Annotated in this window: 21 protein-coding genes and 2 tRNA genes; 7 read left to right on the top strand and 16 right to left on the bottom strand. The window is 70.8% G+C overall.

The window, feature by feature from the left end; genetic code table 11:
- Window positions 1–756: 756 nt before the first annotated feature.
- The gene (locus BKA00_RS29175) at window positions 757–1,395 is read left to right on the top strand and encodes a hypothetical protein (protein WP_185030355.1); all 639 of its coding nucleotides are present in this window, start codon (window positions 757–759) and stop codon (window positions 1,393–1,395) included.
- A gap of 161 nt (window positions 1,396–1,556) precedes the next feature.
- Here BKA00_RS29175 and BKA00_RS29170 read toward each other — a convergent pair whose 3' ends face one another.
- Window positions 1,557–1,814 (bottom strand): GntR family transcriptional regulator, encoded by a 258-nt coding sequence (locus BKA00_RS29170; RefSeq protein WP_185030352.1) that lies wholly within the window; start codon window positions 1,812–1,814, stop codon window positions 1,557–1,559.
- A gap of 133 nt (window positions 1,815–1,947) precedes the next feature.
- Here BKA00_RS29170 and BKA00_RS29165 point away from each other — a divergent pair, with 133 nt between their 5' ends.
- A complete protein-coding gene (locus BKA00_RS29165) occupies window positions 1,948–2,211 on the top strand; it encodes a hypothetical protein (protein WP_185030350.1) in 264 nt (87 codons plus the stop codon).
- Entirely contained in the window at window positions 2,208–2,414 is a 207-nt protein-coding gene (locus tag BKA00_RS29160) for a hypothetical protein (RefSeq protein WP_185030347.1), read from the top strand. Before BKA00_RS29165 ends, BKA00_RS29160 begins: the two co-directional genes overlap by 4 nt.
- A 106-nt stretch (window positions 2,415–2,520) precedes the next feature.
- Here the strand turns inward: BKA00_RS29160 and BKA00_RS29155 are convergent, their stop codons facing one another.
- From BKA00_RS29155 to BKA00_RS29100, 12 genes are all read right to left on the bottom strand, one after another.
- Complete coding sequence (locus BKA00_RS29155; protein WP_185030344.1) at window positions 2,521–2,925, bottom strand: hypothetical protein; 405 nt, start codon at window positions 2,923–2,925, stop codon at window positions 2,521–2,523.
- Complete coding sequence (locus tag BKA00_RS29150; RefSeq protein WP_185030341.1) at window positions 2,912–3,310, bottom strand: hypothetical protein; 399 nt, start codon at window positions 3,308–3,310, stop codon at window positions 2,912–2,914. Before BKA00_RS29150 ends, BKA00_RS29155 begins: the two co-directional genes overlap by 14 nt.
- A gap of 125 nt (window positions 3,311–3,435) precedes the next feature.
- Window positions 3,436–3,804: a holin gene (locus BKA00_RS29145; RefSeq protein WP_185030338.1), complete on the bottom strand. Its 369-nt coding sequence runs from the start codon at window positions 3,802–3,804 to the stop codon at window positions 3,436–3,438.
- A complete protein-coding gene (locus BKA00_RS29140) occupies window positions 3,804–3,971 on the bottom strand; it encodes a hypothetical protein (RefSeq protein WP_185030335.1) in 168 nt (55 codons plus the stop codon). Before BKA00_RS29140 ends, BKA00_RS29145 begins: the two co-directional genes overlap by 1 nt.
- An 84-nt stretch (window positions 3,972–4,055) precedes the next feature.
- Complete coding sequence (locus BKA00_RS29135) at window positions 4,056–4,232, bottom strand: hypothetical protein (RefSeq protein WP_185030332.1); 177 nt, start codon at window positions 4,230–4,232, stop codon at window positions 4,056–4,058.
- A complete protein-coding gene (locus BKA00_RS29130; RefSeq protein WP_185030330.1) occupies window positions 4,229–4,939 on the bottom strand; it encodes a hypothetical protein in 711 nt (236 codons plus the stop codon). The genes BKA00_RS29135 and BKA00_RS29130 overlap by 4 nt, the downstream gene beginning before the upstream one ends.
- Before the next feature lie 52 nt (window positions 4,940–4,991).
- Window positions 4,992–5,234 (bottom strand): hypothetical protein, encoded by a 243-nt coding sequence (locus BKA00_RS29125; protein ID WP_185030327.1) that lies wholly within the window; start codon window positions 5,232–5,234, stop codon window positions 4,992–4,994.
- Window positions 5,231–5,977, bottom strand: coding sequence for a hypothetical protein (locus BKA00_RS29120; RefSeq protein ID WP_185030325.1), 747 nt, complete (start codon window positions 5,975–5,977; stop codon window positions 5,231–5,233). Before BKA00_RS29120 ends, BKA00_RS29125 begins: the two co-directional genes overlap by 4 nt.
- Window positions 5,974–6,150: a hypothetical protein gene (locus BKA00_RS29115; protein WP_185030322.1), complete on the bottom strand. Its 177-nt coding sequence runs from the start codon at window positions 6,148–6,150 to the stop codon at window positions 5,974–5,976. The genes BKA00_RS29120 and BKA00_RS29115 overlap by 4 nt, the downstream gene beginning before the upstream one ends.
- A 295-nt stretch (window positions 6,151–6,445) precedes the next feature.
- Window positions 6,446–7,984: a DnaB-like helicase N-terminal domain-containing protein gene (locus BKA00_RS29110; protein WP_185030320.1), complete on the bottom strand. Its 1,539-nt coding sequence runs from the start codon at window positions 7,982–7,984 to the stop codon at window positions 6,446–6,448.
- On the bottom strand, window positions 7,981–8,226 hold the full coding sequence (locus BKA00_RS29105; protein WP_185030317.1) for a hypothetical protein: 246 nt from the start codon (window positions 8,224–8,226) through the stop codon (window positions 7,981–7,983). Before BKA00_RS29105 ends, BKA00_RS29110 begins: the two co-directional genes overlap by 4 nt.
- Window positions 8,226–8,432: a helix-turn-helix domain-containing protein gene (locus BKA00_RS29100; protein ID WP_185030314.1), complete on the bottom strand. Its 207-nt coding sequence runs from the start codon at window positions 8,430–8,432 to the stop codon at window positions 8,226–8,228. The genes BKA00_RS29105 and BKA00_RS29100 overlap by 1 nt, the downstream gene beginning before the upstream one ends.
- A gap of 154 nt (window positions 8,433–8,586) precedes the next feature.
- Here BKA00_RS29100 and BKA00_RS29095 point away from each other — a divergent pair, with 154 nt between their 5' ends.
- Window positions 8,587–9,114 carry a hypothetical protein gene (locus tag BKA00_RS29095; RefSeq protein ID WP_185030312.1) on the top strand — a complete coding sequence of 176 codons (528 nt, stop codon included), beginning with the start codon at window positions 8,587–8,589 and terminating at the stop codon, window positions 9,112–9,114.
- Window positions 9,111–10,406, top strand: a complete 1,296-nt coding sequence (locus BKA00_RS29090; RefSeq protein ID WP_185030310.1) for a tyrosine-type recombinase/integrase — start codon at window positions 9,111–9,113, stop codon at window positions 10,404–10,406. Before BKA00_RS29095 ends, BKA00_RS29090 begins: the two co-directional genes overlap by 4 nt.
- Window positions 10,407–10,486: 80 nt before the next feature.
- On the opposite strand, the gene BKA00_RS29085 is transcribed toward BKA00_RS29090, so the two are convergent.
- A tRNA-Arg gene (locus BKA00_RS29085) sits at window positions 10,487–10,559 on the bottom strand.
- A gap of 188 nt (window positions 10,560–10,747) precedes the next feature.
- On the opposite strand from BKA00_RS29085, the gene BKA00_RS29080 reads away from it, so the two are divergent.
- Both BKA00_RS29080 and BKA00_RS29075 read left to right on the top strand, forming a co-directional pair.
- Window positions 10,748–11,179, top strand: coding sequence for a hypothetical protein (locus BKA00_RS29080; protein WP_185030308.1), 432 nt, complete (start codon window positions 10,748–10,750; stop codon window positions 11,177–11,179).
- 137 nt (window positions 11,180–11,316) lie between these two features.
- Window positions 11,317–11,408 (top strand) — tRNA-Ser (locus BKA00_RS29075).
- A gap of 161 nt (window positions 11,409–11,569) precedes the next feature.
- On the opposite strand, the gene BKA00_RS39385 is transcribed toward BKA00_RS29075, so the two are convergent.
- Together BKA00_RS39385 and BKA00_RS38390 are read right to left on the bottom strand one after the other, a co-directional pair.
- A complete protein-coding gene (locus BKA00_RS39385; protein ID WP_230298594.1) occupies window positions 11,570–11,866 on the bottom strand; it encodes a tyrosine-type recombinase/integrase in 297 nt (98 codons plus the stop codon).
- Complete coding sequence (locus tag BKA00_RS38390; protein WP_221493330.1) at window positions 11,850–13,139, bottom strand: tyrosine-type recombinase/integrase; 1,290 nt, start codon at window positions 13,137–13,139, stop codon at window positions 11,850–11,852. The genes BKA00_RS39385 and BKA00_RS38390 overlap by 17 nt, the downstream gene beginning before the upstream one ends.
- Between the last annotated feature and the right edge of the window lie 50 nt (window positions 13,140–13,189).

Raw genomic sequence — 13,189 nt, 5'->3', positions numbered from 1 at the left:
TACGCGTGACGTGCGATCGACGTTCTTGGGTAGTCCCCACCGGACCCGGCTGTTGGGCGATGGCGCGTCCCCGTGACCGCCAGCGCCTGGCGGACGGGGCCGCGGCGGGCCCGGTGACCGACGCCCACGCCGTGAAGCCGAGCGAGGTCGGGACGCCGATGGATCCCGGCAACTTTGCTCCCATGGCGCACGCAAGAGGCCCCTTCCATGACTGGAAGGGGCCTCTGAGCTGGTGCACCCGAAGGGATTCGAACCCCTAACCTTCTGATCCGTAGCCTTAGGCGAGAGGTTCGCCGAGGTTCACGCGAGTCTACGACCTGGGGGAACATCCCTTAGTGAACCTGACCGGACCTCAGTGAACGTCGCCGCGTTGCTACATGCGTTGCTACATGGGACCGGCCGCGCCACCTGCTCACCCCTACTTCTTCGGGCCGTCCTTTGTGTACTCGTCCAAGCAGTCGCGGATGACGTCGGAGACGTCGCGCCCCTCCTTCTCGGCCTTGTCCTTGGCCTTCTTCCACTGCTCATCGCTCACACGGATCGTTCGGCGAGGCGTGCCCTTGCCCGGCATCTGCGGCCCTCTCCAGCGGGTGTCATGACGAACGGCATCCTACGGGCGCGCATGGAGGCTTGTGGGTGTCATGACAGAGAGGTTATGGTGAGGGTGTCATGACACCCTATGGAGGGTGACACGAGACAGCCCCGGACGCGGTGGTGCAACACCGGCCGGGGCCTAGAGAGGAAGGGCCTCCCCTCATGGCTCAGAAGCCTACCCACCACATCCCGGACGTGTCCGCCCTGACCGAGCGCCAGCTCGACGGCCTCGCGTGCGTCGCCTGCGGGACCTCGTTCGGTGCCGGTTCCCGGTCCGTCCCCGCCGGCGAGGCGCTCGGCGCGCAGGTGTTCGCCTGCCTCACGTGCGCCGCGGCCTGCCCGGACTGCGGGACCGTCGAGTACGAGTACCTGCCCAACGAGAACGACCGGGCGCGGTTCGACTGCTCGCGGCACCACGAGTTCCCCACGGCCGAGCCCTTCACCGAGGCCGGACGCCGCGCCGACGAGGAAGCGAGGCAGCGCGCCGACGAGCAGCCCGTCACGGGCACCATCCCGGGCGAGTGGCCGAACGGGGAGCCGCCCGACGTCCGCGACATGGCCCGCCGCCGGGCCGACCTCGCACAGCGGGCCGACGACCTCGCCGCGATGCTGGAGGCCGAGGCGGACGACGTGCGGGACGTCGACCTCGGCCAGGCCGTCCGCCAGGCGGCCGAGGCGCACCGCGCGTTCGCCGACGTGTGCCGCAACGGCGACGAGGAGGAGTTCGACCGCGCGCTCCGCGAGATCAGCGACATGATCCGGCGCTGCCTCGCGACGGTCCGCAGGTGCGACGTCGAGTAGCGCTCCGGACAGGCGAGAGCCCCGTCAGGTCACCGACCGGCGGGGCTCTCTGCTGTCCATGGGGCGCCGTGCCCGGACCATCTTCGCGACGCCGCGGACATGGTCGGGACCATGTTGAGGTCGGGCTCTACATGGTCGGGCCCTGCGTCGTCTCTGCGCGCCTACTCGCCGGCGTCCTGCCGGTCCTCGGGTCGGGAGACGAACATCCCGCGGCCGACCGCACCGACGAGGAGACCCTCGTCGACCAGCAGGCGGGTAGCGGCGCGCACCGTCCGATGCGTGACGCCGAACTCCTCGCACAGCGCCGACGTGGAGGGGATGGCGTAGCCGGGCCGGTAGGCGCCATCGGCGATGCGGGCGCGCAGGATCGCGGCTATCTGCCGGTAGATCGGTTCCGGTCCCAGGAACTCGTACGCCATGTCGTAAACGGTATTTGACGTGCGCTAATGCTCATTAGGTGTGGTCCGGAGTGTCTAACCTGTGCAAGAGGTGTACAGGTGTAGCTAGGCGGCGTACGGTAACCGTCACAGTCCGCGACGGGAGGGACCCCCGATGACCGCGACCCATCATCAGCAAGCGCATCAGCACCTCTACGTGCTCGGCCAGCAGGTGCGCGCCTACGACAGCGTTGCCGCCGACCTACGCGACGGCGTGCTCCATGTCGCCCTCCTGACGGGTGGGCGCGTCGAGCAGGTACGGTGCGCGCCCCGGCCGGACGACGGCGGCCGGTTGTGGTTGTGGGACAGCCACCGGCGGCCGCTCGCCGAGGCCGGTCACCCCGACGCCGCCCTGGCCGTCGTGCGGCGGCTGCGGTGAGCCGGGTAGAGGTCGGCGAATACGAGCTCGTCGACGAGGCCGGCGTGTGGTTCCTGGAGATGGACGGCCGGATCCAGGCGACCCTGATCGACATGGGCGGCGGCACATGGCGGGTCCGGTCGCCAGAGGGAAGCGTCGAGACCGTCACCGTGCCGCCCGGGACCGCGCACCCTGCCCGGTACGTGGCCGAGCAGGTCACCTAAGCCGGGCGGCGACCGGTCGAGCCCACCCCCGTACTCCCGGCCGCCGTCCTCCACGCCACGACCCCCGGAGCACTCCGCCAGCTCTGGGGGTCGTGGCCTGTCCGGACTAGGTCGTCTCGTCGGCGACGCCGCGCGGCAGGCGGTAGCGGGCGGACGGGCCGCGGGGATCGGGCAGGACGCGCGCCGGGGTCTCCTCGCGGAACCGCTGGAACTCCTGATAGGTCATCTGCGGCGGGCGGAAGCGCCTCGTCGCCATCCCGTTCGCGCCGAGCCACTCCCTGACGGCCTTCTCCCAGCGTTGCGCCGCGCGGTGGTACCTCGGCCCCGCCACCGTCGATATCGCGGCCCTGCGCGCCTCTGGGGACGGCCACGCGGCGAAGTCCTCCAGGTCGTGAGGGAGCGGCGGCCCGTCCGCCGGCGTGTCCCACTCGCGGAAGCGGAAGCGCTCCAGCCACGCGGGGCGCTCGTCCCGCTCGACGACCGGCGCGGCCGGGCGCCTACGCCGCGCCACCGCGGCCCATCCTCGCGCGCTCCAGGTCCCACCGGACCCGCGCGGCCTCGGACGCCTGACGCTGCCTCGGCGTCTTCCCGGCGTCCTCGCCCTCGTGCGGAAGCGCCAGCTCGTCGAGCAGGCGGCCGAGCAGCAGGCGGTGCGCGCGGACCTCGGCCAGGAGGGGATGCGCGCGGACCTGGCCCATGGAGCCCGGGACGACGAGCGGCTCGGCGCGCAGCTGCTCGGCGAGGCGCTCCAGCTCGTCGGCCGTCCGGCACGCCTGCTCCAGCGTCCGGCGCTCGGCCGTCTCCAGCTCGAACACCTCCACGACGTCGGCCCAGAGCGCGGCGCCGGCCTCGCCGAGCCCGGCCGGGGCGGCGGGCGGCTGCTCGATCTCGTCCACTCGATCACCTCCTGTGGGTCCTGAAAAACGGGGTCGTGAGCAATGCGGCACCTCTCAGCGCCCTCCCCGGCGGCTGCCGCCCCCTATCGGTCGAGAGGAGGTCCCCCAGGGGGCGGGTGGCTCCTTCACTGCTGCTGGTCGGCGTGCCATCCTCCGGGCTGGTGCTTGGCGGTCTCGCGCGAGTGGCACGGCTTGCACAGACCACGGCCGTACACCGGGTCGTCCGGGTCGAGTCCGCGGAGTTCGAGCGTGCGCCTGTCGATCGGGTGATGGTCGGCCTCGGTGGCGGGCGCCTGTCGGCACACCTGGCACACGGGATGCTTGGCCAGCACGCGCGTACGGAAGCGCTCGCGGTGGCGTCGGCCGTACCCGCGTTCGCTGCTGCTGCCGCGCCGCTGGTCGGCCTCGTGCTTGCAGTCCTCGCACCGGCCGCCCCGGGTCAGCTCTGGGCAGCCGGGGGTAGGGCAGGGACGCAGGCCACCGCGGCGCGGCATCAGGACTCCTCAGCGGCGACCGGGGCGGCGTTCTCGTCGTCCCCCACGGGCGCCCCCTGGCCCCCCTGGTCTTCTTGGGCACCCCCGGTCGGCTCGGCGCCGAACGTGGTCATGCGGCCGATGAGTCCGTGCCCGAACCCGGGCGGCTGCTGGTCGTCGGTGTTCATGTGTGCGGTCCTCTCGTGAGGGGACCGGCCGCGCCCTGTTGCCATGGCGGGCCCCAACGGGCGCGGCCGGGGTCTGGGTTGCGCTCAGGCCGCGGGCGGTGGGTCGTCCTGCGGGTCGGCGTGAGCGATGGGCTTGCCGTTGGCGTCGGTCTTCATGCTGAGGAGACGGGCGGACTTGGCCGAGATGGACTCCAGCATCGCGCGGCGTCGATCGAGCGGCGGCGACAGCGCCGGGACCAGCGGGTCGGGCTTGTCGGTCATCGGTTTCCCTCCTGCTCGACGTAGGCGGCGAGGGCGGCGCGGCGCTCGTCACGCTGGGCGGCGACCGCCTCGCGCTCCACAATGTCCATGGCCTTGCCGAGCGCGGCGTCGAAGCTCTCGCCCTCGCGCGGCTCGGGGCCTCCGATCGATCCGGACGGCAGGCGGGGCGGCTCGGGGATGTCGTCCTTGGGCCGCGCGGCCGGGTCGTACCCGGAGAGGCCGAGAGCCTCGGCGCGGGCCTTGTTGTAGGCGGCGAGCCGCTCGGCGTACTCGGCGCCGCGCTGGCTGCTCGGCCACGTGTCGAGCAGGCCGCACTCGGTGACGAGCGCGCCCCACCGCTCGCGCTCGGCGCGGATGGCGGCCGTCTGCCGCTCGCGCTCGTGGCCCGCGAACGCGCGGAAGGCGTCGGTGACGAGCCGCCGCGTGATGCGGTAGTCCCGCCACCGGGCGAGGATGGCCGCGCCGTCTCCGTCTCGGACGGCGTCGACGAACGCGCGCCACGCGGCGTCGATCCGGCCGACGTTCTGGGGGTAGGCGGTGCGCTGCTCGGCGTAGAAGCGGTCCGTCGCCTCGGCGCGCCGGCGGGCCTGCTCGGCCTCGGCGCGCTCGGCTTCGGCGCGGCGCTCGCCGGCCTGCTGCATCAGTCGCCGCGCGTCCGCTTCGAGCTGCTCGGCGGCGGCGGCCGGGTCGGTGGTGGCCTGGGTCATGGTGTTCCCTTCCTGTCTCGTGAACGTTCGCTCGCACGCGCGTGCGAGGCGGTCATTTCCTCGGGGTCTTGGCCTGGCGCATGGTGTGGGGCGCGTCCCCGCCGGCCGCGCGCCGTGCCCGCTCCATTCGGTCGACGTCGGCCACCTGGGCGGCGAGGAGTTCCCACACGCGGCCGAGGTGCGGCGAGGTCCCCGCCCACTTGCGCGCGTTCTCTCCCCACCGGACGGCGAGCGTCTGCCGCTCGGCGGACGTCAGGCGGCCGAGCGCGGCGCGCAGGTCGTCAGGGCCGGTCAAAGCTCCTCCTGGTCGTCGTCGAGCACGGGTCCGCGGCGGGCCTGCTCGATCGCGTCGGCCTCGTCGATCACCTCGGCGCGGCGGCGGAACCGGTCGCCGAGCGTCTCCCCGGTCGGCTCGGCCGGGCCGTCCCAGGGCGGTTGCCGGTAGGTCTGGACGCCGTCGAGCAGGTCGGCCAGACCGGACTTCGTCGCGGCGTGCGCGAACAGGCCCCGGCAGTTGCGGAGGAACTCCGCCCGCCACGGGCTGTCGAGAATGAACGCGGGGACGCGGTCGGTGGAGATCAGCCAGTCCCCGTAGCTCGCCCAGCGGCGGCCGTCGGCGTCCGGCGCGGCCTCGGGGTCGTCGGCGACGAAGTCCAGGTGAAGGTCGCAGTAGTCGCGCAGGCACTCCCACCCGAGGCGGTCGTCCCCGCGCTCCTCGTCGGCCTGGCGCTGCTCCTCGACGGCCCGTAGCCACTCCTCGCGCGCCCACCGGCACGCCTCCCACACCGGCACGCCGAGCGCCTCGGCGACCTCGGACAGCAGGAGGTACTGCTCGTCGCCGCCGGCGAAGTAGACGGGCGCCGACCCGAACCCGGCGAGGTCGACGGCCGTGTCCCGGACCGGGGTGAGCGGAGTCGTCCGGTGGAACCGCTCCAGCCGCTCGACGGCCCGCGCCGTCTGGACGTCGGCCCCGTCGTTGCACAGGTGCGCCTCGTTGCGGCGGACGATGCGCAGCGCGAGGTCTCGGAACTCGATCACGAGCCCTCCCCGGGGGTGATGCCGTACTCGCGCAGCTCGGCCGTGATCTGGTCGCGCTCGGCGAGCGTGGCCGTTCGGATGCGGGCGAGGTCGTCTCGGCCCATGGCGCCGACCTCCTCCGGCGTGATGCCGAGGTGCTCGGCGAGGACGGCGAACGGGTCGCGTTCGGTCATGATCGGTTCCTCTCTCGCGCGGCCTTGCGCGCGTGCCTGCTCTTGAGTCCTGCGGTCCGGCGCTCGGCCTTCTCGGCCCGTGCGCGCTCCCGTAGCGCACGGCGCCGGCGAGCGTCCGCGAGACGCTCGGCAAGGCGGCGCTCGACGGCCTGCCGTAGGTCGTTCTCCACGTCCTGGGAGACGACCGGTCCTGACTGGTCTTGAGTGGTCTTGGAACCGGTCGGAACCACATCCGGGACCGGTCCGGTCCGGTCCCCCCTCTTAGGGGACCGGTCGAACCGGACCGGTGCCGCGGTCACGAGGAACCACCTCCCGAGAGAGAGCCCGAACCGGTGGGGACGAACGTGCGGGCCTTCCGCTCGCCCGGTTCCTCGACGAGGCGCCCGTCGATCACCAGGCGCGTAAGGCAGTCGGCGGTCTTCTCGTTGCCGAACCTGGACTTGGCCCGGACGGCGCGCAGCGTCGCCACCTCACCAGCACTGACGAGCGTCCGGACGACGTCGAGCACGTGTTCGTCATCATCGGCGTGCGGGTCGGCTGGCGCTGTGTCCTCATCGCGGTCGGCAGGCGCCCAGATGCGCAAGCTCAGGCCGTCCCACTCGGTGCGGGTGTCGTCGACGACGAGTTCGCCCATGAAGGTCTTTCCGGGGGTCTTGGTCGCCCGCCCATGGCCGCGCAGGTGGCCCGGACGGTCCTTGGTCACGAACACGTGCGAGCGGCCACGCTGCCCGCGGCCGAACGGCTCGGCGTTCTCGATGAGGATCAGCGATCCGTTGACGGCGTTGCCCTTGTGCACTGAGCCGAGGGGCCCGCGGCCTTGCTTCTCCCGGTCCTTGACGACGTGGTCGGCGGCGAGGACGGCGGCACCCACGGCCGTGCAGGGCTTGACCAGGTGGCGCCGGAACGCCGCGGCGCCGTCCTCCTGGCGGATCTCGTGGCCGTGTAGCGACATGGCCTCGTTGACGCCGTCGAGCACGGCCAGGGTCGGCGCCGGGTCGAGGAGGGCGGCGAGCAGGTCGGGCCGCACGGGCTCATCGGGTCCGACGAAGCGGAACCGCTCCAGCATCACCGCGGCGGACACGCCGAGCAGTTGCAGCCGCTCAACGGTGTCGGTCGGGTCGGTCTCCTCGAAGTGGATGTAGAGCACGTGGTTGCCTTCGACGAGTTCGGCCGCGCAGGACGCGAGGCAGAACCACGACTTGCCGGACTCCATCTCGCCGATGACGCTGTGCTCCTTGCCGGGGTAGAGGAACTGCAGCCCGTCCGACCGTGCGACGCCCACGGTGGGCACGGCGCGCTTGTGCTGCCCGCGCAGGATCGGGCCGAGGTCGACCGGCTGCCACGACCGGCCGGGGACCGTGCCGCCGGCGGTGCCCTGCAAGAGGGCCTCGGCAGCGGTCCATTCCTCGGTCAGCTCGCGCGCCCGGTCGGGCGAGGCGTCTCTGAGTGCCTCGCGCAGGACCGCAACGCGCCGCCGCCGGTAGACGTCCTGGAGGATCTCGGCGTACTTCCCGGCGTTGGCGACGGTGGGAACCCGCTCGATCAGGTCATGGAGCTTGACCGGGCCGCCGACACGGCCGAGCGCTCCGGCGTCCTGGAGAGCCTTAGCGACCGTCACGGCGTCGGGTTGCGCACCGACGTCCCACATGGTGATGACGGTCCGATAGATGATCCAGTGCGCGGGCCGATAGAACACGGTGTCCCGCTCGTTGAACTGGTCGCCGAGCACGCGGTAGACGTCCGGTATGACGTGCTCGGCGAGCATCATCGCGCCAAGGACGTGCCCCTCGGTCTCGACGTCGTTGGGGTAGGCGTCCCACTCCTCACCGCTCACCACCACCCCCGGCGGGCGAGGGCGCGGACGACGTGCGCGGGCGGCAGGGGCGTGGTCCCGGCCTCGCGCAGGTGCCAGCACGCGGACGCCCACGCGCGCAGGGCACCCGGCCGGATGTCGTCCAGCTCGGCGACCCCAGAGCGGCGGTGCCTTACGATGAGGGCGCCGTCAGCCGTCCACCGCGCTGATCTCCGAGCGGGCCGGGACTCCACCCCCGGCCCGTTCTGTGTGTTCTGGGACATCAGGCGGCCCGCCCTCCGCCGCCGTTCTGCTCGGCGATCTGGCGCTGCATGAAGTCGATGAGCGCCTGTCGCGGGATGAACCGCGCCCTGCCCACCTTGAACGACTCGATCTCGCCGGTCCTGATCAGCTTGAACAGGACCGTACGGCCGATGGGGAAGACGCTGGGGGCTTCCTCGGCCCGGTACGCGAGCGGTTCCGTACTCAACGCGCCACCTCCAGGGGGTGCGAGTTCCGCGCACTTACGCGGCCGAGATCAAGAGGTACCACCCACGTCACCGACCGCGCAAGTTCGCGGAGGTTTGTCGGCGTGTTCCGCGCACTTGTTGAACCTCGGCGTACCTGGGCGTACTGTCGCCGGTATGACGAGTAAGGAAGGGACCGGCGGGGGCGAGTGGGAGCACGTCGACTACGAGCCGGGCGCCGATGAGTTCTGGGATCAGCTCGGCGGTTCCGAGTGGGGAGCGATCGACGGCGTGATGCCCGGGGTGCGGGTGTACGCCACGTGGGATGAGCAGCGGGACACGCGGCTCGTGGTGACCGGGCTTGTCCTGCGAGGGTCGCCAGATCACCCCGTCACCTCCGACACACTGCGCGCTGTGCCGATCGGGCGGCTGGAGGCCGCGGCGAACGAGGTGCGTACGGCGCTCGGCGCGAAATCTCTGAGCCGTCCCGAGGTGAAGCTGTCCAGGCCGGGCGGGGGTGTTCCGCCCGACGAGTTCTACAAGCTCGTAGCCCAGCACTACCGATGGCACGCGGCCGTGAGCGCGAAACCGGCGGCGCGCATGGCGGAAGATGCCGGCGTGCCAGCGACCACCGTGCACCGTTGGATTCGGGAGGCGCGGCTACGCGGTCACCTCCCGCCCGGGAAACGAGGAAAGGCCGGATGAGCGAGAAGCCGAGCAGGAAGCCCCGCACGCGAGGGAACCGCGACGGGCGCCCCTACCAGCGCGCGAGCGACGGGAAGTGGGTAGCGACCGTCTACCTCCCCAACGGCAAGCGCAAGCCGGTCTATGGCGACACCAGGAAGGAAGCGGACGACAAGCGCAAGCAGGCGCAACGGGAGATCGACGACAACCAGCCGGTCACGGCCGGGCGGACGGACACCGTCGAGCACTACCTCACGCGGGTGTGGCTGCCGGTGACGCTGCCCCAGCGAGTGGAGGCCGGGAAGCTCGCAGCGTCCACGCTCGACTCCTACCGGGACACCTGCGAGAAGCACGTCATCCCGCACCTCGGCCGCGTGCGCCTGGTCGACCTCTCGACGACCCATATCCGGGCATGGCTGCTAGAGCTGGCGCGCAAGCCGAGCGGCCGGTCCCGCAAGAAGCTGCGCCCCGGCGAGACCAAGCTTCCGCCGCCGGAGACGCTCTCGACGCGCACCGTCGCCTACGCGCACGCCGTCCTGCGGAAGGCGCTGAACGATGCCGTCGACGACGAGAGCGTGAAGCGGAACGTGTGCCTGCTCGTCGACGCGCCGACCGTCGAGCGCAAGCCGCCCCGTGAGCTGTCCAAGGACGAGGTGCGGGCCCTGCTCGGCGCGGCGGCCGAACACCGGCTGTGGGCGTACTGGCTGCTACTGCTCGCGCTCGGCCTGCGCCGCGGGGAGGGCCTCGGCCTGCGGTGGGAAGACGTCGACCTCGACGCCGGCACCGTACGCCTGGTCGAGTCCGTCCAGCGAATGCGCGGGGAGGTCGACGAGGAGACCGGCCGCCGGAAGGGGCGGCTCGTCAGGAAGGGCCTCAAGACGCAGGCGAGCAAGGCCACGCTGAAACTCCCGGCGTTCGCCGTGGCAGCACTGCGCGAGCACCGCACCGGCCAGGAGGACGAGCAGGACGCCGCGCGCCTGTGGGTCGACGAGGGTCTCGTCTTCACCACGACCATCGGGACGGCGCTCGAACCCCGGAACGTCAACCGCATGTGGGAGGACATCTGTGCAGCCGCCGGCGTCGAGCGCTGCCGGATCCACGACCTGCGCCACGCCTGCGGGTCGTTCCTCTTCGCGGACGGCGTCGACCTCAAGGTGATCCAAGGCGTCCTACGGCACACGCGGCTCTCGACGACGGCAGAGATCTACGTGCACCTGCTGGAGGAGGTGAAGGACGCCGCGGCCGAGGCGATGGACGGGATGCTCGTCGACCTCGCCGGGGAGCGCCGGAAGCGGCGCCGTTCGGCGTCCTAGCGTCGCGTTGCTACATGCGTTGCTACATAGGAGATCACAAAGGCCCCTCCCGAAGATCGGAAGGGGCCTTTGACCTGCTGCGCACCCGAAGGGATTCGAACCCCTAACCTTCTGATCCGTAGTCAGATGCTCTATCCGTTGAGCTACGGGTGCCTGCCGGAAGTACTGTACCGGCTCCGGGGACCTGACCGCGAATCGGTTGACGGATGCGAGAGCCTGGCAGTGTGACCTGAGTCACGGAACCCATGGTGGGGTAGGTACGCCAAAGGGGTGATTAGAGCGGGTGTGCCCTGGGAGGGTGTAGCCCGTCCGAAAGCCCAACCCCCTGAAGGAGAAACCCCATGCGCATGTCCGCCACCAAGCTGGTCGGCGTCCTCGCCGTCGGTGGACTGATGCTCGGTTCCACGGGCTGTGGCGCGGTCGACGCCATCGCCGGCGGGAAGAAGAAGACCGCCTGCAAGAACATCGAGACCGAGCTGCGGAGCTTCTCCACCGGCGGGATGTCGATGACGACGCCGGGCGGCGCCTCGGCCACCGCGCAGAAGTTCTCGGACACGGCCGCCAAGGTGCGCTCCGAGGGCCAGAGCGCCGGCGGGGACGTCGAGAGCGCCGCGACCGCGTTCGCGGGCGACCTGGACGAGACCGCGTCGATGCTGCGGCAGGTCCAGTCCGGCAGCACGACCCCGCGCCAGCCCGACCTCGCGGGAATGCGGCAGCACGGCAACGACCTCGCCGAGGCCTGCGGATTCACCGGGTTCCGGCTCGGCGGCTGACGCCCGACGCGATCCGCTCCCGCGGCCCCGGGAGCGCGGCGCTCGGGCGTGTTTCCGACTATGCTGTCGGAGCCAAGGGTCAGGCTTTGCCGGTTGGCTCGCCGAACCGGTAACCTGTCCTGGGCCTGAGGGCTCCTGGAGGATTCGCCTAGTCCGGTCTATGGCGCCGCACTGCTAATGCGGTTTGGGTGCAAGCCCATCCGGGGTTCAAATCCCCGATCCTCCGCCACACTGACCAGGGACTTCGTCCAAGATCACAATCTTGAGCGAAGTCCCTGTCGCATTCCAGATGTCCGTTTCTCCTGGCCTGGTGTGCACATGGTGTGCACGGGAGGTCGGCGGAGTGCTTTCGTGGCCGGACGATGCGGGTGCTGACCGGCCCGGCTTTGATTACCCTGCGTGTTGGCCGCGCCGGTTACGTCGATCCGCAAGCGAGATCACGTTGGCGGCGTCAGGTGTGCTCTGCCGCGTCCGACGAGGGACGACCGCAGCCACCGCCTCAGCGGCTGCCCGGGACACCTCGGGAAGCACCGACGTGTAGGTGTCGGCGGTGAACGAGTGGCGGGCGTGGCCGAGAGTCTCGCTGATCACTTTCATGTTGACATTGCCGAGCAGGGCGAGCGTCGCGGCTCCGTGTCGTAGATCGTGGAAGCGGATCGGCGGCAGCGGCTCACCTCCCGTCGCCACCTGGACGGTGCGAACAGAGATCCGGTGGTGACGGGCGATCCTGTCGATGGACCAGCCCTCGACGGAGTGCTTGTCCTGGACGAGTCCGTACTTCTTGATCAGGTCCTCGAACCGTGTGGAGATCCACTGGGGACGCAGGCGTACCCCGTCCTCGCGGGTGAAGACCCGTCCGGAGTCCACCCATACCTCGGGGCCAGCGGCGGATCTTTCTCGTTCCAACGGCCCGCCAGTCCAGCAGTACCGAGATGGTCGCCTCGTCCAGCGCCACGGTGCGCTCGCCGGCCTCGGACTTGGTGTCGTCGTACTCGTCGGCCTGGCCCTCGGAACCAGGACGCGTCTCACGGACGGTCAGCGTGCCTGCCCCCTGGAGGTCGGTGTCCGCCCAGGCCAGTCCCGCGACCTCGGCTCGACGCAGCCCGCGGAAGGCGACCAGGTGGAAGAGGGCGTACAACCGCTCGTCCGCGATGAAGTCGAGGAAGGCGCCGGTCTGGGCGGGCGTCCAGACCATCACCGGGCCGGGCACCTTTCCGGTCTCCTGCCATCGCTGGACGCGTTCGGTCGTCCAGACGAGCGGCTTCGCCCGCCTCCCCCTGATGCGAGGTGTTTCTACGTGCGCGATCGGGTTCTCCCTCAGGCGCTTGGACTTCACCGCCCAGTTGAGAGCCGAGAGCAGAACCGCATGGATCTTCCTCACCCGCGTCGGGGAGATGGGCTTGGTCTGCTTGCGGCGAGGAGCCTCTCCGACCTTGAGGTGTCGCGTTGAGTACGCGCGGACTTCAATCAGGCGCCGGAGCATCTCGCTCGGCTTCGCCCCCTCGGGGAGGGGACGGTTGATCTGCATGATCGCCTCGTACAGGGCGATTACGTGCTTGTCCCTCAGGTCGACCAGCTTGAGGTGTCCCAAGCCGGGCACCAGGTAGAGCTGGACGATCTCCGTATAGTCCGCGAATGTCGAGGCGGACAGGCTCTCCTTCTTGGCAGGAAGCCAGATCGTCTCCAGGTACGCGCCCGTCTTCAGGCTCCGATCCAGCTGCCGTCCATGGATCTCGAACTTGGCCAGCTCTTCCGTGAGTGCCTGCTGCGCCGCCTTCTTGGTCTTGAATGGCCCGACGGTCGGCTGTCTTCGTCGGCCGCTGCTTCCTGCGGGGGCGTCGTAGCGCGCCCACCATGCTCCGTGGTCGCGGATGACCAGCTTCGGGCACTTGCCCGCGGGGTACTTCTCGCCGGTCTCGGGATTACGGCAACCGCAGCGCTTGTAGGTCGTACCTCGCATGTCTCCTCCTTCGGGAACGGTTCGTTCCGTGGTGGCGGGGGCTGCGAAAC

The organism is Actinomadura coerulea (genome assembly GCF_014208105.1).
Taxonomy (GTDB): Bacteria; Actinomycetota; Actinomycetes; order Streptosporangiales; family Streptosporangiaceae; genus Spirillospora; species Spirillospora coerulea.
This window is presented reverse-complemented; position numbering and strand designations above follow the sequence as displayed.

Bases quoted from the DNA above. Each gene is read 5' to 3' on its own strand.
- BKA00_RS29105 (WP_185030317.1), bottom strand. From the start codon at position 8,226: ATGTCCCAGAACACACAGAACGGGCCGGGGGTGGAGTCCCGGCCCGCT.
- BKA00_RS29145 (WP_185030338.1), bottom strand. From the start codon at position 3,804: ATGCCGCGCCGCGGTGGCCTGCGTCCCTGCCCTACCCCCGGCTGCCCA.
- BKA00_RS29090 (WP_185030310.1), top strand. From the start codon at position 9,111: ATGAGCGAGAAGCCGAGCAGGAAGCCCCGCACGCGAGGGAACCGCGAC.
- BKA00_RS29170 (WP_185030352.1), bottom strand. From the start codon at position 1,814: ATGGCGTACGAGTTCCTGGGACCGGAACCGATCTACCGGCAGATAGCC.
- BKA00_RS29135 (WP_185030332.1), bottom strand. From the start codon at position 4,232: ATGACCGACAAGCCCGACCCGCTGGTCCCGGCGCTGTCGCCGCCGCTC.
- BKA00_RS29095 (WP_185030312.1), top strand. From the start codon at position 8,587: ATGACGAGTAAGGAAGGGACCGGCGGGGGCGAGTGGGAGCACGTCGAC.
- BKA00_RS29175 (WP_185030355.1), top strand. From the start codon at position 757: ATGGCTCAGAAGCCTACCCACCACATCCCGGACGTGTCCGCCCTGACC.
- BKA00_RS29130 (WP_185030330.1), bottom strand. From the start codon at position 4,939: ATGACCCAGGCCACCACCGACCCGGCCGCCGCCGCCGAGCAGCTCGAA.
- BKA00_RS29165 (WP_185030350.1), top strand. From the start codon at position 1,948: ATGACCGCGACCCATCATCAGCAAGCGCATCAGCACCTCTACGTGCTC.
- BKA00_RS38390 (WP_221493330.1), bottom strand. From the start codon at position 13,139: ATGCGAGGTACGACCTACAAGCGCTGCGGTTGCCGTAATCCCGAGACC.
- BKA00_RS29080 (WP_185030308.1), top strand. From the start codon at position 10,748: ATGCGCATGTCCGCCACCAAGCTGGTCGGCGTCCTCGCCGTCGGTGGA.
- BKA00_RS29140 (WP_185030335.1), bottom strand. From the start codon at position 3,971: ATGAACACCGACGACCAGCAGCCGCCCGGGTTCGGGCACGGACTCATC.
- BKA00_RS29115 (WP_185030322.1), bottom strand. From the start codon at position 6,150: ATGACCGAACGCGACCCGTTCGCCGTCCTCGCCGAGCACCTCGGCATC.